The following is a 20,659-nucleotide window of genomic DNA, read 5'->3' on the forward strand; positions in this document are numbered from 1 at the left end:
ACGCGAGCCTTGCGTTGCGGCTTAGGTGGAAACCGCAAGGAACCAAGTCAAGGGCGCCCGCCCGGAGGGCGGGCGCGGGCCGCACTTGGGTGCCGCCCTCAGGCGGAGCGGCCTGCATTCTGATGATGCTCGTCCGCCCGCTCGCTGTAGATGTAGAGCGGCCGGGAATTGCCGTTCACGACGTCGGCCGAGATCACGACCTCTTCGACCCCGCCGAGGCCCGGCAGGTCGAACATCGTGTCGAGCAGGATCGCCTCCATGATGGAGCGCAGCCCGCGCGCGCCCGTCTTGCGCTCGATCGCCTTCTTGGCGATCGCCGTCAGGGCGTCCTCGTGGAAGTTGAGCTGCACGGTCTCCATCTCGAACAGACGCTGGTACTGCTTGACCAGCGCGTTCTTCGGCTCCGTCAGGATCTGGACCAGCGCCGTCTCGTCGAGATCCTCGAGCGTGGCGACCACCGGCAGGCGCCCGACGAATTCGGGGATGAGGCCGAACTTCAGCAGATCCTCCGGCTCGACCTGGCGGAAGAGCTCGCCCGTCTTGCGGTCCTCGGGCGAGGCCACGCGGGCGCTGAAGCCGATCGAGGTCTTGCGGCCGCGGTCGGAGATGATCTTGTCGAGACCGGAGAACGCCCCGCCGCAGATGAACAGGATGTTGGTCGTGTCGACCTGCAGGAACTCCTGCTGCGGGTGCTTGCGGCCGCCCTGCGGCGGCACGCTCGCGACGGTGCCCTCCATGATCTTCAGGAGCGCCTGCTGCACGCCCTCGCCCGACACGTCGCGCGTGATGGACGGGTTGTCCGACTTGCGGCTGATCTTGTCGACCTCATCGATGTAGACGATGCCGCGTTGCGCCCGCTCGACATTGTAGTCGGCCGACTGCAGGAGCTTCAGGATGATGTTCTCGACGTCCTCGCCGACATAGCCGGCTTCGGTGAGCGTGGTGGCGTCGGCCATCGTGAACGGCACGTCGAGGATGCGGGCGAGCGTCTGCGCGAGGAGCGTCTTGCCGCAGCCGGTCGGGCCGATCAGCAGGATGTTCGACTTCGCCAGCTCGACGTCGTTGTTGCGCGCGGCATGGTTCAGCCGCTTGTAATGGTTGTGCACCGCGACCGAGAGCACCTTCTTGGCGTGCTCCTGCCCGATCACGTAGTCGTTCAGGACCTCGTAGATCTCCAGCGGCGTCGGCACGCCGTCGCCCGACTTCACCAGCGAGGACTTGTTCTCCTCGCGGATGATGTCCATGCACAGCTCGACGCACTCGTCGCAGATGAAGACCGTCGGCCCGGCAATCAGCTTGCGGACCTCGTGCTGGCTCTTCCCGCAGAAGGAGCAATAGAGCGTGTTCTTGCTCTCGCCGCCGCCGCTCCCGCTGATCTTGCTCATGTCAGACCTCGTTCACTGCGCCGGCGCCGCGACGCCGGCCGGCTCGCGGCCGCCGTGGCTGCATCGAACCATCCTTCGGCGCGAGATTTCAAGATTAACTTAACGTCGCATGCCACGCTTGCAGGCATCATTTCTCCCGGTCGGGGACCGCCTGTTCGAGCGCGCCGCGGGTCGTGATGACCTGATCGACGAGCCCGAAATCACGTGCCTGTTCGGCAGTCATGAAATAGTCGCGGTCGAGCGTGCGCTCGATCTCCTCGTAGGCGCGGCCGGTGTGCCTGACATAGGTCTCGTTCAGCCGTCGCTTCATTTTGATGATGTCCTCGGCGTGCCGCTCGATGTCCGACGCCTGGCCCTGGAACCCGCCGGAGGGCTGGTGCACCATGATCCGCGCATTGGGCAGCGCGAACCGCATGCCGGCCTCGCCCGCGCACAGGAGCAGCGAGCCCATCGACGCCGCCTGGCCGATGCAGAGGGTGGACACGGCCGGCTTGATGAACTGCATCGTGTCGTAGACCGCCATGCCGGACGTCACCACGCCGCCCGGCGAGTTGATGTAGATGGCGATCTCCTTCTTCGGGTTCTCGGCCTCGAGGAAGAGAAGCTGGGCGCAGATGAGCGTCGCCATGTGGTCCTCGATCGGACCGGTGACGAAGATGATCCGCTCCTTCAGCAGGCGCGAATAGATGTCGTAGGCGCGTTCCCCGCGATTGGTCTGCTCGACCACCATCGGCACGAGCAGGTTCATGTAGCTGTCGACGGGATCTCTCATCAAATCGTCACCTGACTCTGGAAGGGCGCCGGAGGCGGAACCGGCAGCAGCGATTCATCCCTACATAGGATGCTTTGGGGCCACACCCAAGAGCGGAGGGACGCCGCGGGGGCGGGTCGCAGCCGCGCAAACGCGGCGCCCCGCCGCAATGCCGCGATCCGCATCCGCCGCGCCCGATACGGAAAGGGCGGCTTCGCCGGAAGCCGCCCTTGCGCGTGGGTGCCCGGCCGACGGCCGGTGTCAGGCCGTGCGGCCGTGATCGTGTTCCTCGCCATGATCGTGATCGCCGTGATCGTGATCGTGGTCGTGGTCGTGCGCGTGGTCGTGATGAGCGTGGCCGTGATCGTGGTGGTGATGGTGCTCGTGGCCGAGCCCGTCGTCCTCGTCCTCCGCCAGCAGCTCTTCCTTGGACACCGTCTTGTCGGTGACGTCGGCGAGCTCGAGCAGATAGTCGATGACCTTCTCCTCGAAGATCGGCGCGCGCAGCCCCTGGACCGCCTCCGGCGTGCTCTTGAAGTACTGCAGCACCTGCTGCTCCTGGCCGGGGTAGCGGCGGACCTGCTCGTAGAGCGCGCGCTGCAGCTCCTCGTCGGTGACGGTGACCTCCGCCTTCTCGCCGAGCTTCGCCAGCACGAGGCCGAGCCGCACGCGGCGCTCCGCGATCTTGCGGTAGTCCGCACGGGCGGCCTCCTCGGTCGTGCCCTCCTGCTCGAAGGACCGGCCGTGGTGCTCGATGTCGTGCGTCACCTGCCGCCAGATGTTCTCGAACTCCTGATCGACGAGGTTCTGCGGCAGGCCGAACTGGTGCCGCTCGTCGAGCTGGTCGAGGAGCTGCCGCTTCACGCGCTGGCGCGTGGCGGCGCCGTACTCGCTCTCGATCTGGCCCTTGATGAGCTCGCGCAGGCGATCGAAGCTCTCGATGCCGAGCCGCTTGGCGAACTCGTCGTCGAGCGCCGCCTCCGCCGGACCGGCGACTTCCTTGATCGTCACGTCGAAGGTGACGTCCTTGCCGGCGAGGTTCGGCGCCGGATAGCCTTCGGGGAAGGTGACCGCGATGGTCTTCTCCTCGCCCGCCTTGAGGCCCTTCAGGCCGTCCTCGAAGCCCGGGACGAACTGGTTGGAGCCGATGACGATCGTGGAGTTCTCGTCGCTCCCGCCCTCGAACGGCTCGCCGTCGAGCTTGCCGACATAGCCGAGCGTGATGCGGTCGCCCTCTTCCGCGGCGCGGTCGACGGCCTCGTAGGCGCGGTTGCTCTCCGCGATCCGGCTGAGGCGCTCCTGCACCTCCTCGTCGCTGATGTCGGCCACCGGCCGCTCGATCTTCAGCCCCTGGTAGTCCTGCAGCTCGAAGTCCGGCAGGACCTCGTATTCGAGCGTGAAGATCAGGTCGGCCTCGCCGTCGAGGATGCGGTTCGCCTCCGCCTCGTCCTCGGTCATCTCGATCTTGGGCTGCATCGCCGCGCGCTCGCCGCGGTCCGTCAGCGCCTGGCGGGAGCTCTCGCCGACGAGGGTCTCGACGATCTCGGCCATCGCCGCCTTGCCGTACAGCCGGCGCAGATGCGCCACAGGGACCTTGCCCGGGCGGAAGCCGTTGATCCGGACGCGCGACCGGAGCTCGTCCAGGCGCTGCGACAGCCGGCTGTCAAGCTCGGTCGCCGGGATGGTGACCTTGAGCGCGCGCTTCAGCCCGTCCGAGAGCGTTTCGTTGACCTGCATCACTTCATCCTGATCTGTATGTGCCGCCCCGTGCGCCTCGCCGCCGGTCGCTCCGTCCATGCGTTGCAGAATGGTGCGGGCGGAGGGACTTGAACCCCCACGGGCAAGCCCACAGGAACCTAAATCCTGCGTGTCTACCAATTCCACCACGCCCGCGCCGGTCCGCTGGCCAGCGCGCTGTGTCCGGCCGGGCTCCTAACGTGAAAGGGGCTGAGGGGCAAGCAAATCCGTCACTACGCGCGGGCCGGCGAGCCCCTCCCCGCGGCGGTCGCGCCTCAGATCCGCCGGAGCGAATAGAGCACTGCGCCGGTCGCCACCACGAAGGCGACGAGCGCGAGCGGGATTCCCGTGACGTCGAACCACCCGATCCGGCCCCCGTTCGCGGCCAGCACCGCCACGAGGACCCCCGCCAGAACGGCAAAGAATGCGCGGATCATGCCCTCCCCCTCCCGAAGAGAAGGCCGCAGGCTAGCGCCGCCGCACGCCGTTTCGATAAAATTGTATTGTTCTGGTTAACTTCCGTAGAGGCCGGCGAGGACGGCGGGGAGCCGTTCCGGCAGGTCTTCGGCGATGAGCCCCGGGCCGAAGAGGCGGGCAGCCTCGCCATGCATCCAGACTGCGGCCGCAGCCGCCTCGAAGGCGTCCATGCCCTGCGCCAGCAATCCTGCCGCGATGCCGGTCAGGACGTCGCCGCTGCCCGCCGTCGCCAGCCAGGGCGGGCCGTTGTCGGTAATGGCGGCGCGCCCATCCGGGCTCGCCACGACGGTGTCCGGGCCCTTGAGGATGATCGTCGCGCCGGCCCGCGCGGCCGCCTGCCTGGTCTTCTCCGCCTTGCCCGGCGCTTGCGTGAGATCGGGGAAGAGGCGGGCGAACTCGCCGTCATGCGGCGTCATCACCACCGGTCCGGGCCGCCGCCCGATCGCTTCGAAGAGCTCGCCGGGTCGATCCGCGAACGCCGTGATCGCATCGGCGTCGAGCGTCACGGCCGCCTCCGAGCGAAGGCAGGCGAGCACGCTCTCCGCGGTTGCCTCGCTCACGCCCGCTCCGGGCCCGATCGCCACCGCGTTGAGGCGCCGGTCGCCGAGGAGATCGCCCAGCGCCGCCGCGTCCGCCACGGGCCGCACCATGATCGCCGTTAGTTGCGCGGCATTGACGAGCAGCGCATCGGGCGGCGAGGCGACCGTCACGAGGCCCGCGCCGGCACGCAGCGCCCCGCGCGCCGCAAGGCGCGCCGCGCCCGTATGGGAGGCGCCGCCCGAGACCACCACGCAATGGCCGCGCCGGTACTTGTGCGCATCGGCGCGGGGGACGGGCAATCGCCCCCGCCACAGCGCCGGCACGTCGTGGAAGAGCGTGGGCCTCACCTCGGCGAGCACCGACGGGTCGATCCCGATCTGGCGGACGCTGGTCGCCCCGCAATGGAGCCGCCCGGGCAGGAGCAGATGGCCCGGCTTCAGTCGGAAGAACGTGACGGTCGCGTCGGCCCTGACCGCCGTGCCGCAGATTGCCCCGGTCGCGCCGTGAATGCCGGAGGGGAGGTCGACGGCGAGAACCTTGGCCCCGCTCGCATTGACGCGCTCGACCGTCTCCGCCGCGACCCCGTCGAGCGGGCGCGCCAGGCCGGCCCCGAAGAGGGCATCCACGATCAGGTCGCCCGAGAGATCAGTCGTCGCCGTGAGCGTCTCCGTCGCCCCGCCATAGTCCGTCGCCGCGCGCGCCGCATCGCCCGAAAGCCTGTCCGCCGGCCCGAGGAGCGCGAGCCGGACACGGCATCCGCTGCGCCGCAGCAGCTCTGCGGCGACGAAGCCGTCCCCGCCATTGTTGCCGGGCCCGGCGAGGACGAGGATCCCGGCCGCATCGGCGCCGACGAGTTCCAGCGCCCTTTCGGCGACCGCCCGCCCGGCCGATTGCATCAGCGGATAGCTGCCGCCCAATGCTGCGGCAGCCAGGCGATCGGCCGCATTCATTTCCTCCGGCGTGAGCAGCTCGATCATTCGGGACATGCCTGCGATTTGTTCATCTGCCTAATTGCTCGTCAGGAGCTTGTGGCCGTACAAGGGAAGGCGCTGCACACCCCTGTCGCAGCCGCCCATTTTGCGGTCGTTTCCGGCCAAAGCGGCGGCAGCCGGACTTGGCATGCTTCATGCTACCTGCAGCGCGAGACAGAACTTGGCGCCGGAGCACCCCGTGGGATGAAGAAGATCGAAGCCATCATAAAGCCGTTCAAGCTTGACGAAGTGAAGGAGGCGCTTCAGGAGGTCGGATTGCAGGGCATCACCGTGACCGAGGCCAAGGGCTTCGGCCGGCAGAAGGGCCACACCGAACTCTATCGCGGCGCCGAGTACGTCGTCGACTTCCTGCCCAAGGTGAAGGTGGAGGTCGTGCTCTCCGACGATCTCGTCGACCGGGCGGTCGAGGCGATCCGCAATGCCGCGCAGACGGGCCGCATCGGCGACGGCAAGATCTTCATCTCCAGCATCGAGGAGGCAATCCGCATCCGCACCGGCGAAAGCGGCCTCGACGCCATCTGACCAGTCCAACCGGCCGGCCTCGCCGGCGATGAGCGCATAGAAAGTGACAGGGGATACCATGACGGACGCTTCTGACGTTTTGAAGATGATGCGGGAGAACGACGTGAAGTACGTCGACCTGCGCTTCACCGATCCGAAGGGCAAGATGCAGCACGTCACCATGGACGTGTCGATCGTCGACGAGGAGATGTTCGCCGAGGGCGTCATGTTCGACGGCTCCTCGATCGCCGGCTGGAAGGCGATCAACGAGTCCGACATGACGCTGATGCTCGATCCGGAGAGCGCGCAGATCGACCCGTTCTTCGCGCAGCCGACGGTCGCGATCTTCTGCGACATCCTCGAGCCCTCGACCGGCGAGCCGTACAACCGCGATCCGCGCACGACGGCCAAGAAGGGCCTCGCCTACCTGCAGTCGACCGGGATCGGCGACACCGCCTATTTCGGCCCCGAGGCCGAGTTCTTCATCTTCGACGACGTCCGCTTCTCCACCGATCCGTACCGGACCGGCTTCGAGGTGGATTCCAGCGAGCTGCCGACCAACACCGCCTCGGAATACGAGAGCGGCAACCTCGGCCACCGGCCGCGCACGAAGGGCGGCTATTTCCCGGTCCCGCCGATCGATTCCTGCCAGGACCTGCGCTCCGATATGCTCATGTACATGGCGCAGATGGGCGTGCCGGTGGAGAAGCACCATCACGAGGTGGCGGCCGCCCAGCACGAGCTCGGCATGAAGTTCGACACGCTCGTGAAGACCGCCGACAACATGCAGATCTACAAGTACTGCATCCACCAGACCGCGCAGGCCTACGGCAAGACCGTGACCTTCATGCCGAAGCCGGTGTTCGGCGACAACGGCACGGGCATGCACGTCCACCAGTCGATCTGGAAGGGCGGCAAGCCGGTCTTCGCCGGCAACCGCTATGCCGACCTGTCCGAGGAGTGCCTGTTCTACATCGGCGGCATCCTGAAGCACGCGAAGTCGCTCAACGCCTTCACCAACCCGTCGACGAACTCCTACAAGCGGCTCGTGCCGGGCTACGAGGCGCCGGTGCTCCTCGCCTACTCGGCGCGCAACCGCTCGGCGTCGTGCCGCATCCCCTACACGAACTCGCCGAAGGCGAAGCGCGTGGAGGTCCGCTTCCCGGATCCCTCGGCCAATCCGTACCTCGCCTTCACGGCGATGTTGATGGCCGGGCTCGACGGCATCCGCAACAAGATCCATCCCGGCGACGCGATGGACAAGGACCTCTACGACCTGCCCCCGGCCGAGCTGAAGGAGATCCCGACGGTCTGCGCATCGCTGCGCGAGGCACTCGCGAGCCTCGACGCGGATCGCGAATACCTGAAGGCCGGCGGCGTCTTCGACGACGACCAGATCGACTCCTACATCGAGATCAAGATGGCGGAGAACATGCGCTACGAGATGACGCCGCACCCGGTCGAGTACGACATGTACTACAGCGTCTGAGGGCGCGCGCAGCGCTCGCCCGGAGGCTCCTTCAGCCTGCGGCGCGTGGGGGCGACGAGGGGTCGGCTACGAGCCGGCCCCTTTTTTTCGTCTCGCCGTCTCGAACCCGGCTCCTGCCCCTCCTTGGCCGAGATCATGGCGGCGCCGGAGGGCGTCACGCCGGGCGCGGGGCGAGCAGGATGATCGCCGCGCCGAGCAGGCAGACGAGCGCGCCGGTGAGGTCCCAGCGGTCGGGACGCAGGCCCTCGACCACCCACAGCCAAAGCAGCGACGCGCCGATATAGATGCCGCCATACGCCGCGTATGCCCGGCCGGCGGCGTCCGCCTCCACGAAGGTCAGCGCATAGGCGAAGATGAAGAGCGACGCCGCGCCCGGGACGAGCCACAGGGCGGACTGGTCGAGCCTGATCCAGGCCCAGAACGCGAAACAGCCCGCGATCTCCGCGAGCGCGGCGAGAATGAACGCGATGGCTGTCTGCACGCCGGTCGCCTCATGCAAGAGCCCGCCGGATGGTCCGGCGGGCTCTCTCAGACATATGGGCCGGCGGCAGGTGCCGCCGTCCGGCCGGCCTCACCGGCGTCCCCTACTCGGCGGGGGCGGTCGAGAGGTCCGGGAGCGCGGACTGCGCGGCCATGGCCGAGCGCTTCTTCTCCTCCTCGAGGATCAGCTCGTCGCGGCGTCCGGCCACCGAACGCAGGCGGTTCATCGTGCCGCCCGTGCCGGCCGGGATGAGGCGGCCGACGATGACGTTCTCCTTGAGCCCCTCGAGCGAGTCGATCTTGCCGTTCACGGCGGCGTCGGTCAGCACCCGCGTCGTCTCCTGGAAGGAGGCGGCGGAGATGAACGACCGCGTCTGCAGGCTCGCCTTGGTGATGCCGAGCAGGACCGGGTTGCCGGACGCGGGCTTCTTGCCCTCCTCCGCCAGCCTCTCGTTCACCTCGTCGAGCTCGATACGGTCGACCTGCTCGCCGGCGATGAAGTCGCTCTCGCCGGCATCCGTGATCTCGACCTTCTGCAGCATCTGCCGGACGATCACCTCGATGTGCTTGTCGTTGATGAGCACGCCCTGCAGCCGGTAGACTTCCTGCACCTCGTTGACGAGGTAGGCCGCCAGTTCCTCGACGCCCTTGATGGCCAGGATGTCGTGCGGGGCCGGCAGGCCGTCCAGGATGTAGTCGCCCTTCTCGATGGTGTCGCCTTCCTGGAGATGGAACGGCCGGCCCTTCGGGATCAGGTACTCGACCGGCTCCGCCCCTTCCTCGAGCGGCTCGATCATGATCCGGCGCTTGTTCTTGTAGTCGCGCCCGAACCGCACCGTGCCGCCGATCTCGGCGATGACCGCGTGGTCCTTCGGCCGACGGGCCTCGAACAGCTCCGCCACCCGCGGCAGACCGCCGGTGATGTCGCGCGTCTTGGCGCTCTCGAGCGGGATACGCGCGAGAACGTCGCCCGGATTGACCTTCGCGCCCGGCTCGACGGAGAGGATCGAGTCCACCGACAGCTGGTACCGGGCGTCGCCGCCGCGCTCCAGCTTGATGATCTCGCCGTCCGCCGCGCGGATGACGATCGCCGGGCGGAGCCCCGCCCCGCGCGGGTTCGCCCGCCAGTCGACGACCTGGCGCTTGGTGATGCCGGTCGATTCGTCGGCCGACTCGATCACCGACGCACCCTCGACGAGATCCTCGAACTCGACGACGCCGCCGACTTCCGTCAGCACCGGCCGGGTGTACGGATCCCATTCCGCGATGCGCTGGCCGCGCCGGATGGTGTCGCCCTCGTCGACGTAGATGCGCGCGCCGTAGCTGACGCGATGGCTCGCCCGCTCCTCGCCCGCCTCGTCCAGGATAACCACCTGCATGTTGCGGCCCATGACGACCAGGCGGCCCTCGGAATCCCGCACCACGGCGCGGTTCCGGATCACCACCTTGCCCTCGAAGCTCGACTCCACGAAGGACTGGTCGACCACCTGCGCCGTCCCGCCGATGTGGAACGTGCGCATGGTGAGCTGCGTGCCCGGCTCGCCGATCGACTGCGCGGCGATGACGCCGACGGCCTCGCCCATGTTGACGGGCGTGCCGCGGGCCAGGTCGCGGCCGTAGCAGCGGCCGCAGACGCCGTACTTCGTCTCGCAGGTCAGCACCGAGCGGATCTTGATCGCCTGGATGCCGGCCGTCTCGATCGCCTCTACGTGCCGCTCGTCGATCAGCTCGTTGCGCCCGATGATCAGCTCCCCGCTGCGCGGATCCGTGACCTCCTCCGCCGTCGTCCGGCCGAGGACGCGGGCGCCGAGCGATGCGATCACCTGGCCGGCATCGACGATGGCCTGCATCGTCAGCCCGCGCTCGGTGCCGCAATCGTCGACGCTGATGATGGCGTCCTGCGCCACGTCGACGAGGCGCCGCGTCAGGTAGCCGGAATTGGCCGTCTTCAGCGCGGTGTCGGCGAGGCCCTTCCGGGCTCCGTGCGTGGAGTTGAAGTACTCCAGCACCGACAGGCCTTCCTTGAAGTTCGAGATGATCGGGCTCTCGATGATCTCGCCCGACGGCTTGGCCATCAGGCCGCGCATGCCGGCGAGCTGCTTCATCTGGGCCGGCGAGCCGCGCGCCCCGGAATGCGACATCATGTAGATCGAGTTGATCTGCTTCTGCCGCTTGGTCTCCGGATCGAACTCGACCGCCTGGATCCGCTTCATCATCTCGTCGGCGACGCGGTCGGTGCACTTGGCCCAGGCGTCGACGACCTTGTTGTACTTCTCGCCCTGGGTGATCAGGCCGTCATTGTACTGCTGCTCGTACTCGGTCGCGAGCTTGCGCGTCTCCTCGACCAGCCCGGCCTTCGTCTCCGGGATGACCATGTCGTCCTTGCCGAACGAGATGCCGGCCTTGCAGGCCTGCGTGAAGCCGAGCTGCATGATCCGGTCGCAGAAGATGACCGTCTCCTTCTGCCCGGTGTGCCGGTAGACCGTGTCGATCATCCGGCTGATCTCCTTCTTCGTCATCAGCTTGTTGCAGATGTCGAAGGGGACGTTCGGATGCTTCGGCAGCAGCTCGCCGATCAGCATGCGTCCGGGCGTCGTCTCGTAAATGTTCGAGGTCTGTTTGCCGTCGGCATCGACCGAGCGGTAGCGGCCCCGGATCTTGGAGTGCAGCGTCACCACACCCGCCCCGAGCGCATGGTGCAGCTCGCCGATCGAGCCGAACGCCATGCCCTCGCCCGGCTCGTTCTCCTGCATGAGCGACAGGTAGTAGAGGCCGAGCACGATGTCCTGCGACGGCACGATGATCGGCTGCCCGTTGGCCGGGTGCAGGATGTTGTTCGTCGACATCATCAGCACCCGGGCCTCGAGCTGCGCCTCGAGGCTGAGCGGCACGTGCACGGCCATCTGGTCGCCGTCGAAGTCGGCGTTGAAGGCCGCGCAGACCAGCGGATGCAGCTGGATCGCCTTGCCTTCGATCAGCACCGGCTCGAACGCCTGGATGCCGAGGCGATGCAGCGTCGGCGCACGGTTCAGGAGCACCGGATGCTCGCGGATGACCTCGTCCAGGATGTCCCAGACTTCCGGCTTCTCCTTCTCGACGAGCTTCTTCGCCTGCTTGACGGTGGACGAGAAGCCCTTGGCGTCGAGGCGCGCGTAGATGAACGGCTTGAACAGCTCGAGCGCCATCTTCTTCGGCAGCCCGCACTGGTGCAGCTTCAGCTCCGGGCCCACCACGATCACCGAGCGGCCGGAATAATCGACACGCTTGCCGAGCAGGTTCTGCCGGAAGCGGCCCTGCTTGCCCTTCAGCATGTCGGACAGCGACTTCAGCGGGCGCTTGTTGGTGCCCGTGATGACGCGGCCGCGGCGGCCGTTGTCGAACAGCGCGTCGACGGCCTCCTGCAGCATCCGCTTCTCGTTGCGGATGATGATGTCCGGCGCGCGCAGCTCGATCAGCCGCTTCAGGCGGTTGTTGCGGTTGATGACGCGGCGGTAGAGGTCGTTGAGGTCCGACGTCGCGAAGCGGCCGCCGTCGAGCGGCACGAGCGGGCGGAGGTCCGGCGGGATCACCGGCACGACCGTCATGATCATCCATTCCGGCCGGTTGCCCGACTGGATGAACGCCTCGATCAGCTTCAGGCGCTTGGCGAGCTTCTTCGGCTTCAGCTCGGACTTCGATTCCGCGATCTCCTGGCGGAGGCGCGCGGTTTCCTTCTCGAGGTCGAGCTGCATCAGGAGCTCGCGCACGGCCTCCGCGCCGATCATGGCGGTGAAGCTGTCGGCGCCGTACTGGTCCTGCGCCTGGAGGAACTCGTCCTCGGTCAGGAGCTGCTTCTCCTTGAGCGGCGTGATGCCCGGCTCGACGACGATGTAGTGCTCGAAATAGAGCACGCGCTCGATGTCCTTCAGCGTCATGTCGAGCATGAGGCCGATCCGGGACGGCAGCGACTTCAGGAACCAGATGTGCGCGACCGGGGCGGCGAGCTCGATGTGGCCCATGCGCTCGCGGCGCACGCGCGCGAGCGTGACCTCGACGCCGCACTTCTCGCAGATGATGCCCTTGTACTTCATCCGCTTGTACTTGCCGCACAAGCACTCGTAGTCCTTGATCGGCCCGAAGATCCGCGCGCAGAACAGGCCGTCGCGCTCCGGCTTGAAGGTCCGGTAGTTGATCGTCTCCGGCTTCTTGATCTCGCCGTAGGACCAGGACAGGATCTTCTCGGGACTGGCGATCGAGATGCGGATCTGATCGAAGGTCTGAGCCTGGACCTGCGGGTTGAAGATGTTCATGACCTCTTGGTTCATGCGGTCACTCCTTCGCCGTTTCGGCATGCCCTCGCCGGGAGGGCTGACGGCCGCGCGCTGGTCGCGGCGCTGATTTCACGAATTCCGGCCGGGACGCCTAAGCGTCCCGGCATGCGTGGTCCCGTCATTCGGCGGCGTCGCGCTGGCTGTAGTCGTCCGGCAGCTGCGGCCTGTTGGCCGTGTCCTGCAGGTCGACGTTGAGGCCGAGCGAGCGCATCTCCTTCACGAGCACGTTGAAGCTCTCCGGAATGCCCGCCTCGAAGGTGTCGTCGCCGCGCACGATCGCCTCGTAGACCTTCGTGCGCCCGGCGACGTCGTCCGACTTCACCGTCAGCATCTCCTGCAAGGTATATGCCGCGCCGTAGGCTTCCAGTGCCCACACCTCCATCTCGCCGAAGCGCTGCCCGCCGAACTGCGCCTTGCCGCCCAGCGGCTGCTGGGTGACGAGCGAGTACGGCCCGATCGAGCGGGCGTGGATCTTGTCGTCGACCAGATGGTGCAGCTTCAGCATGTAGATGTAGCCCACCGTGACGTTGCGGTCGAACTCCTCGCCCGTGCGCCCGTCGAAGAGACGGCTCTGCCCCGACGTCCTCAACCCGGCCTTCTCCAGCAGGCGGACTATGTCCTCCTCCTTGGCGCCGTCGAAGACCGGCGTCGCGATCGGGACGCCGTGCGTCAGCTGCTCGGCGAGGCGCACCGTGGATTCCTCGTCGAACTGCGGGACCGGCTCGTTCTTGGCGTTGTCGCCGTAGATGTCGGTCAGCATGCCGCGGAGATTCGCGGCGTCGCCGCTCCGACGGTACTCCTCGACCAGCTCGCCGATCTTCCGCCCGAGGCCCGCGCAGGCCCAGCCGAGATGCGTCTCGAGGATCTGCCCGACATTCATGCGGCTCGGCACGCCGAGCGGGTTCAGCACGATATCGACATGCGTGCCGTCCTCCAGGAACGGCATGTCCTCGACCGGCACGATCTTCGACACCACGCCCTTGTTGCCGTGGCGGCCGGCCATCTTGTCGCCGGGCTGGATCTTGCGCTTCACCGCGACGAAAACCTTGACCATCTTCATCACGCCGGGCGGCAGCTCGTCGCCGCGCTGCAGCTTCTCGACCTTGTCGATGAAGCGGCTCTCCAGGCGCTTGCGGCTCTCGTCGTACTGCGCCTTGAGCGCCTCCACCGCGGTCATCAGCTGGTCGTCGGCGACGGCGAACTGCCACCATTGCGACCGCGGATGCTCGGCGAGCACCTCGTCGGTGACCTCGACGCCCTTCTTGAAGCCCTTCGGCCCCGAAGTGGCGACCTGTCCCTTCAGCATGTCGGCGAGGCGGCCGTAGATGTTGCGGTCGAGGATCGACTGCTCGTCGTCGCGGTCCTTGGCGAGCCGCTGGATCTCCTCCCGCTCGATCGCCATGGCGCGCTCGTCCTTCTCGACGCCGTGCCGGTTGAAGACGCGGACCTCGACCACCGTGCCGTAGGCGCCGGGCGGCATCCGCAGCGACGTGTCGCGCACGTCGGACGCCTTCTCACCGAAGATGGCGCGGAGCAGCTTCTCCTCCGGCGTCATCGGGCTCTCGCCCTTCGGCGTGATCTTGCCGACCAGGATGTCGCTCGGGTTCACCTCGGCGCCGACATAGACGATGCCCGCCTCGTCGAGGTTCTTCAGGGCCTCCTCCGAGACGTTCGGGATGTCGCGGGTGATCTCCTCCGGCCCGAGCTTCGTGTCGCGCGCCATCACCTCGAATTCCTCGATGTGGATCGAGGTGAAGACGTCGTCGGAGACGATCCGCTCGGAGAGCAGGATGGAATCCTCGAAGTTGTAGCCGTTCCACGGCATGAACGCGACGAGCACGTTGCGGCCGAGCGCGAGGTCGCCGAGGTCGGTCGAGGGCCCGTCCGCGATCACCTCGCCCTTGGCGACGCGGTCGCCGACGCGCACCAGCGGACGCTGCGTGATGCAGGTCGACTGGTTGGAGCGCTGGAACTTCTGCAGCCGGTAGATGTCGACGCCGGACTGGGTGACGTCGAGGTCCTCGGTCGCCCGCACCACGATGCGGGTGGCGTCGACCTGGTCGATGATGCCGGTCCGCCGGGCGGTGATGGCGGCGCCCGAATCACGCGCCACGATCGGCTCCATGCCCGTGCCGACGAACGGCGCCTCTGCGCGCACCAGCGGCACGGCCTGGCGTTGCATGTTGGAGCCCATGAGCGCCCGGTTGGCGTCATCGTTCTCCAGGAACGGGATGAGCGCCGCGGCCACCGAGACGAGCTGCTTCGGCGACACGTCCATGAGGTCGACCTTCTCGCGGGCGACCATCGAGACGTCGCCGCTATGGCGGCAGGTCACCAGCTCGTTGATGAACCGGCCCTCCTCGTCGAGCGGCGCATTGGCCTGGGCGACCGTGTACTTCGCCTCCTCCATGGCCGACAGGTAGACGACCTCGTCGCTGACCCGCCCGTCGACGATGCGCCGGTACGGGCTTTCGATGAAGCCGTACTTGTTGACGCGCGCGAACGTGGCGAGCGAGTTGATCAGGCCGATGTTCGGGCCTTCCGGCGTTTCGATCGGGCAGATCCGGCCGTAATGGGTCGGGTGGACGTCGCGCACCTCGAAGCCGGCGCGCTCGCGGGTGAGGCCGCCGGGGCCGAGCGCGGACAGGCGCCGCTTGTGGGTGATCTCCGAGAGCGGGTTGGTCTGGTCCATGAACTGCGAGAGCTGCGAGGATCCGAAGAACTCGCGCACCGCGGCCGCCGCGGGCTTCGCGTTGATGAGGTCCTGCGGCATGACCGTGTCGATCTCGACCGACGACATGCGCTCCTTGATCGCGCGCTCCATGCGCAGCAGCCCGACCCGGTACTGGTTCTCCATCAGCTCGCCGACCGAGCGGACGCGCCGGTTGCCGAGATTGTCGATGTCGTCGATCTCGCCGCGGCCGTCGCGAAGGTCGACCAGCGTCCTGATGACCGCCAGGATGTCCTCCTTGCGCAGGATGCGGACGGTGTCCTCCGCGTCGAGGTCGAGGCGCATGTTCATCTTCACGCGGCCGACGGCCGAGAGGTCGTAGCGCTCGGAATCGAAGAACAGCGACTGGAACATCGCCTCGGCCGTGTCGACCGTCGGCGGCTCGCCCGGGCGCATCACCCGGTAGATGTCGAACAGCGCGTCCTCGCGGTTCTCGTTCTTGTCGGCCGCAAGCGTATTGCGGATGTAGCCGCCCACGTTGACGTGGTCGATCTCGAGCAGCGGAACATCCGTCAGCCCGATCTCCTCGAAGCGCGCAAGCGTCTTGTCGGAGATCTCGTCGCCCGCCTCGGCATAGATCTCGCCGGTCTGGTAGTTGACGATGTCCTCGGCGAGATAGCGCCCGATCAGCGCCTCCGCGCTCACGCGCAGCGCAATGACGCCCTTCTCCTTGATCTGGCGCGCGGTGCGCGCCGTCACCTTCTTGCCGGCCTCCACCACGACCTCTCCGGTCGCGGCGTCGATGAGGTCCTCGGTCGGCTTGGCGCCGCGCAGCTTGTCCGGATCGAACGGCACGCGCCAGCCGTCGCCGTCACGGGTCGCCGTGACGTGGTCGTAGAAGGTCGCGAGGATCTCCTCGCCGTCCATGCCGAGCGCCATCAGCAGCGACGTCACCGGGATCTTCCGGCGCCGGTCGATGCGGGCATGCACGATGTCCTTGGCGTCGAACTCGATGTCGAGCCAGGAGCCGCGATACGGGATGATGCGGGCGGCGAAGAGCAGCTTGCCGGAGGAGTGCGTCTTGCCCTTGTCGTGGTCGAAGAATACGCCCGGCGAACGGTGCATCTGCGAGACGATGACGCGCTCGGTGCCGTTCACGATGAACGTGCCGTTCTCGGTCATGAGCGGAATGTCGCCCATGTAGACGTCCTGCTCCTTGATGTCCTTGACCGACTTCGCGCCGGTGTCGGCGTCGACGTCGAACACGATGAGGCGCAGCGTGACCTTGAGCGGCGCGGCGTAGGTGATGTCGCGCTGCCGGCACTCGTCGACGTCGTACTTCGGCGCGTCGAATTCGTAGCGCACGAACTCGAGCATGGCCGTGCCGGCGAAGTCGCTGATCGGGAAGACCGACTTGAACACGGCCTGCAGGCCCTCGTCGCCGCGGCCGCCCTTCGGCTCCTCGACCATCAGGAACTGGTCGTAGGACGACTTCTGAACCTCGATGAGGTTGGGCATCTCGGCCGCTTCCGTGATGTGGCCGAAGAACTTGCGGATACGCCGCCGGCCCGAGAAGCTCACCTGCTTGACGCCTGTGATCGAGTTCGCCATGAGAAATCCTCGCAAGTCTTTGTGCGGACGGCTGTCCGGAGGGCCGCACGCGCTCGTGCATCCGTCGGGACAGCCGCGCGGCGTTCGCCGCGTGGCTGGGACGCGGGCAGAAGCCCGCGTCCGGTCTTGTGAAAGCCCTTACTTCAGCTCGACCTTCGCGCCGGCTTCCTCGAGCTTCTTCTTGAGGTCCTCGGCCTCGGCCTTCGCGACAGCTTCCTTCACCGTCTTCGGAGCGCCCTCGACCAGATCCTTGGCCTCCTTCAGGCCGAGACCGGTGATCGCGCGGACCTCCTTGATGACGTTGATCTTCTTGTCGCCGGCGGCCGTCAGGACGACGTCGAACTCCGTCTTCTCCTCGACCGCCTCGGCCGGGGCGGCGCCCGCGCCAGGAGCCGCAGCCACCGCGACCGGAGCCGCGGCCGACACGCCCCACTTCTCCTCGAGCATCTTGGAGAGCTCGGCCGCCTCGAGGACGGTCAGGCTGGAGAGGTCGTCAACAATCTTCGCAAGATCAGCCATTTTCGTACTTCCTATCGGTTCGAACCCGTTCGGGTCTTGGTTCAAGATCGGCCTCAGGCCGCCTCATCCTTCGTGGCGTAGGCCGAAAGGACGCGCGCAAGCTGTCCGCCCGGAGCCTGCAGAACACCCGCGATCCGCGTGGCCGGCGTGTTGATCATGCCGACGATGCGGGCGCGCAGTTCATCGAGCGACGGCATCTTGGCGAGCGCCTCGACACCGGTTGCGTCCAGGTTGGTCCGACCCATGGCACCGCCGAGAACGACGAACTTCTCGTTCGCCTTCGCGAAATCGGTGGCCACCTTCGGCGCCGCGACGGGATCGGCCGAATAGGCGATGACCGTCGGTCCCTGGAACAGGTCGCTGATGTGTTCTGCGTCCGTGCCTTTCAGGGCGAGCTTGGCGAGGCGGTTCTTGGCGACCTTGAGGCTGGCCCCCGCATCCCGCATGCGCGACCGGAGGGTCGTCATCTGGGCGACGGTCAGGCCGGAATAGTGGGCGACCACCACCACGCCCGTGTTCGAAAACACGTCGTGGAGATGCGTCACCATCTCGCTCTTCTGCGCTCTATCCACTGCCTCTGTCCTCATCTGGCCCGTCGACCTCGGTCGCCGGACCGTTTCGCCATTGTCGCCCGGTCTCGTTGCCGAGGGGATCGGGCGACGGTGTGCGCCTGTCCCCGGCCCCAAGGAGCACGGGCCTCCATTCCTTGCGGGAACGGAGGACGAGAGAGGTTCGAACCGGTCGAGGTGCGCCGAAGCGCGCCTCCGCGATTCCTTCACCCCCGTCTCATGCAGGCCCGATAAGGGCTTAGGAGCGAATGCTCACCTGCAGTCTCGGACAGGACATGGCCGGACGGGTTGCCCCGCCGGCCATTTCCGCCCGGGTTGCCCCGGGCGAAAAGCCGCCCGGCCCGAAGGACCGGACGAAAACTCTTCAATCTCAGCCCGCCGCCAGCGAAGCCGGATCGACCTTCACGCCGGGGCCTTGCGTCGAGGCCACGGCGATGCGCTTCAGATAGGTGCCCTTGGCGCCCGACGGCTTGGCCCGGCTCACCGCGTCGGCGAGCGCGCGGATGTTCTCCAGGAGCGCCTCGTTGGAGAACGACGCCTTGCCGACGCCGGCATGGATGATGCCGGCCTTCTCGACGCGGAACTCCACGGCGCCGCCCTTGGCGTCCTTGACGGCCTGCGCGACGTCCGCCGTCACCGTGCCGACCTTCGGGTTCGGCATCATGCCGCGGGGGCCGAGAATCTTCCCGAGCCGGCCGACGAGCGGCATCATGTCCGGCGTCGCGATGCAGCGGTCGAAGTTGATCTCGCCCTTCTGCACCTGCTCGACCAGGTCCTCCGCGCCGACCACGTCGGCGCCCGCCGCACTCGCCTGGTCCGCCTTCTCGCCGCGCGCGAAGACGGCGACCCGCACCGTCCGGCCCGAGCCGTTCGGCAGGTTCACCACGCCGCGCACCATCTGGTCCGCGTGACGCGGGTCGACGCCGAGGTTGAGGGCGACCTCGACCGTCTCGTCGAACTTCGCCACGGCGCGCTCCTTCACGAGCTTCACCGCATCCTCGAGCGTGTAGAGCTTGTCCCGGTCGATCCCCCCGCGGAGCGTCCGGATGCGCTTGCCAACCTTCGCCATGGCCCTACTCCACCACTTCCAGGCCCATGGAACGGGCGGAACCCTCGACCATGCGCATCGCCGCCTCGACGTTCTGCGCGTTCAGATCCTTCATCTTCTGCTCGGCGATCTGCCGCACCTGGTCGCGCGTCACGCGGCCGCTCGTGGTGCGGCCCGGCGCCTGCCCGCCCTTCTGGATGCCGGCCGCCTTCTTCAGGAAGTGGCTGACCGGCGCCGTCTTCATCTCGAAGCTGAAGGAGCGGTCCGCAAAGATGGTGATGACGACCGGAACCGGCGAGCCCTTCTCCATGTCGGCGGAAGCGGCGTTGAACTCCTTGCAGAACTGCATGATGTTGAGGCCGCGCTGACCGAGCGCGGGCCCGATCGGCGGCGACGGGTTCGCGGAACCCGCGGAAACCTGAAGCTTCAGGTACCCGGTAATCTTCTTTGCCATTCAGAACTCCGTTTCCCGGCCCGCGGGCCGGCTCTCGAGTATCGTGGTGCGGCCCTTGTCGCGATCCGATGGCTCGGGTTCGCAGGCCTGCCACGCGACGGTCAGAGCTTCTCGACCTGACCGTATTCCAGCTCGACCGGGGTCGGTCGGCCGAAGATCGACACGGCCACCTTGAGCCGCGCCCGTTCGTCGTCCACTTCCTCGACATTGCCCTCGAAGGAGGCGAACGGCCCGTCGGCGACCCGGATGCGCTCGCCGATCTCGAAGCTGATGGACGGCTTCGGCCGCTCCACGCCCTCCTGGATCTGCGCGATGATGCGCTCCGCCTCGGCATCCGGGATCGGCATCGGCTTGTTGTCCGCGCCGAGGAACCCGGTCACCTTCGGGATGTTCTTGATCAGGTGGTAGGCCTGATCGGTCATGTCCATCTTCACGAGCACGTAGCCCGGGAAGAACTTTCGCTCCGAATCGACCTTGCGGCCGCGGCGCACCTCGACGACCTTCTCGGTCGGCACCATGATCTGCTCGATGAGGTGCTCGAGCCCGGCGGTCGCCGCCTTCTCGCGGATGGAGTCTGCGACCTTCCGCTCAAAATTCGAGTATGCGTGGACGATATACCAGCGCTTCGCCATCGCTTCCGATCCGCTCCCGTCAGCCTACGGCGCCGAGGAGCAATCCCACGCCCCAGCCCAATACCTGATCGGCGACGAAGAAGAACAAGGCCGCCAGCAGCACCATCACGAACACCATCGCGGTCGTGATCATCGTCTCGCGGCGCGTCGGCCACGTGACCTTGGCCGCCTCCGAGCGGACCTGCTGAACGAATTGGAACGGATTTGTCTTTGCCATGCCGCCGAACTCAAAGGCGCGCGACTGATGCAATCGCGCGCCTTCGAACCTCCTATCTATGCAACTTCATCGCCAAGCGCAAGGCCATAGGCCGCGCGGCGCGCGAATTGGCAGGGGCGGAGGGACTCGAACCCCCGACCACCGGTTTTGGAGACCGGTGCTCTACCAGCTGAGCTACACCCCTACGAGGATCCCGGGCGGTCCAGCCGCCCGGGCCCTATATGCAGGATCGGGCGCCGCCTCACAAGCGGCACCTCACCGCACGCGATCGATCAC

The 20,659-nt window shown here is 67.1% G+C and carries 16 protein-coding genes and 2 tRNA genes; 2 read left to right on the plus strand and 16 right to left on the minus strand.

The window, feature by feature from the left end; genetic code table 11:
• Positions 1–98 precede the first annotated feature (98 nt).
• From clpX to ACUN0C_RS06060, 6 genes are all read right to left on the minus strand, one after another.
• Positions 99–1,385 (minus strand): ATP-dependent Clp protease ATP-binding subunit ClpX, encoded by a 1,287-nt coding sequence (clpX, locus tag ACUN0C_RS06035; RefSeq protein ID WP_445465409.1) that lies wholly within the window; start codon positions 1,383–1,385, stop codon positions 99–101.
• Between the two features lie 127 nt (positions 1,386–1,512).
• Positions 1,513–2,157: an ATP-dependent Clp endopeptidase proteolytic subunit ClpP gene (gene clpP / locus ACUN0C_RS06040; protein WP_445465410.1), complete on the minus strand. Its 645-nt coding sequence runs from the start codon at positions 2,155–2,157 to the stop codon at positions 1,513–1,515.
• A gap of 240 nt (positions 2,158–2,397) precedes the next feature.
• Positions 2,398–3,873: a trigger factor gene (gene tig / locus ACUN0C_RS06045; RefSeq protein WP_445465411.1), complete on the minus strand. Its 1,476-nt coding sequence runs from the start codon at positions 3,871–3,873 to the stop codon at positions 2,398–2,400.
• 71 nt (positions 3,874–3,944) lie between these two features.
• Positions 3,945–4,029: transfer RNA gene (locus tag ACUN0C_RS06050), tRNA-Leu, on the minus strand.
• Between the two features lie 119 nt (positions 4,030–4,148).
• Entirely contained in the window at positions 4,149–4,310 is a 162-nt protein-coding gene (locus ACUN0C_RS06055; RefSeq protein WP_445465412.1) for a hypothetical protein, read from the minus strand.
• Positions 4,311–4,385: 75 nt separating this feature from the next.
• Positions 4,386–5,867, minus strand: coding sequence for an NAD(P)H-hydrate dehydratase (locus tag ACUN0C_RS06060; RefSeq protein WP_445465413.1), 1,482 nt, complete (start codon positions 5,865–5,867; stop codon positions 4,386–4,388).
• Between the two features lie 198 nt (positions 5,868–6,065).
• Here ACUN0C_RS06060 and ACUN0C_RS06065 point away from each other — a divergent pair, with 198 nt between their 5' ends.
• On the plus strand, positions 6,066–6,404 hold the full coding sequence (locus ACUN0C_RS06065) for a P-II family nitrogen regulator (RefSeq protein WP_445465414.1): 339 nt from the start codon (positions 6,066–6,068) through the stop codon (positions 6,402–6,404).
• 58 nt (positions 6,405–6,462) lie between these two features.
• Positions 6,463–7,872 (plus strand): type I glutamate--ammonia ligase, encoded by a 1,410-nt coding sequence (gene glnA / locus ACUN0C_RS06070; RefSeq protein WP_445465415.1) that lies wholly within the window; start codon positions 6,463–6,465, stop codon positions 7,870–7,872.
• 154 nt (positions 7,873–8,026) lie between these two features.
• Here glnA and ACUN0C_RS06075 read toward each other — a convergent pair whose 3' ends face one another.
• From ACUN0C_RS06075 to ACUN0C_RS06120, 10 genes are all read right to left on the minus strand, one after another.
• Positions 8,027–8,353: a YnfA family protein gene (locus ACUN0C_RS06075; RefSeq protein WP_445465416.1), complete on the minus strand. Its 327-nt coding sequence runs from the start codon at positions 8,351–8,353 to the stop codon at positions 8,027–8,029.
• A gap of 103 nt (positions 8,354–8,456) precedes the next feature.
• Entirely contained in the window at positions 8,457–12,656 is a 4,200-nt protein-coding gene (gene rpoC, locus ACUN0C_RS06080; RefSeq protein WP_445465417.1) for a DNA-directed RNA polymerase subunit beta', read from the minus strand.
• 124 nt (positions 12,657–12,780) lie between these two features.
• The gene (rpoB, locus tag ACUN0C_RS06085) at positions 12,781–16,944 is read right to left on the minus strand and encodes a DNA-directed RNA polymerase subunit beta (RefSeq protein ID WP_445465418.1); all 4,164 of its coding nucleotides are present in this window, start codon (positions 16,942–16,944) and stop codon (positions 12,781–12,783) included.
• A 138-nt stretch (positions 16,945–17,082) separates the two neighbouring features.
• Positions 17,083–17,463, minus strand: a complete 381-nt coding sequence (rplL, locus tag ACUN0C_RS06090; RefSeq protein WP_445465419.1) for a 50S ribosomal protein L7/L12 — start codon at positions 17,461–17,463, stop codon at positions 17,083–17,085.
• 53 nt (positions 17,464–17,516) lie between these two features.
• Entirely contained in the window at positions 17,517–18,035 is a 519-nt protein-coding gene (rplJ, locus tag ACUN0C_RS06095; RefSeq protein ID WP_445465420.1) for a 50S ribosomal protein L10, read from the minus strand.
• Between the two features lie 367 nt (positions 18,036–18,402).
• Positions 18,403–19,101 carry a 50S ribosomal protein L1 gene (gene rplA / locus ACUN0C_RS06100; protein ID WP_445465421.1) on the minus strand — a complete coding sequence of 233 codons (699 nt, stop codon included), beginning with the start codon at positions 19,099–19,101 and terminating at the stop codon, positions 18,403–18,405.
• A 4-nt stretch (positions 19,102–19,105) separates the two neighbouring features.
• Positions 19,106–19,534 (minus strand): 50S ribosomal protein L11, encoded by a 429-nt coding sequence (gene rplK / locus ACUN0C_RS06105; RefSeq protein WP_445465422.1) that lies wholly within the window; start codon positions 19,532–19,534, stop codon positions 19,106–19,108.
• A 101-nt stretch (positions 19,535–19,635) separates the two neighbouring features.
• The gene (gene nusG / locus ACUN0C_RS06110) at positions 19,636–20,166 is read right to left on the minus strand and encodes a transcription termination/antitermination protein NusG (protein WP_445465423.1); all 531 of its coding nucleotides are present in this window, start codon (positions 20,164–20,166) and stop codon (positions 19,636–19,638) included.
• Between the two features lie 19 nt (positions 20,167–20,185).
• Entirely contained in the window at positions 20,186–20,383 is a 198-nt protein-coding gene (gene secE / locus ACUN0C_RS06115) for a preprotein translocase subunit SecE (protein ID WP_445465450.1), read from the minus strand.
• Between the two features lie 108 nt (positions 20,384–20,491).
• Positions 20,492–20,567 (minus strand) — tRNA-Trp (locus tag ACUN0C_RS06120).
• Positions 20,568–20,659: the final 92 nt, after the last annotated feature.

This window comes from Faunimonas sp. B44 (genome assembly GCF_052655945.1).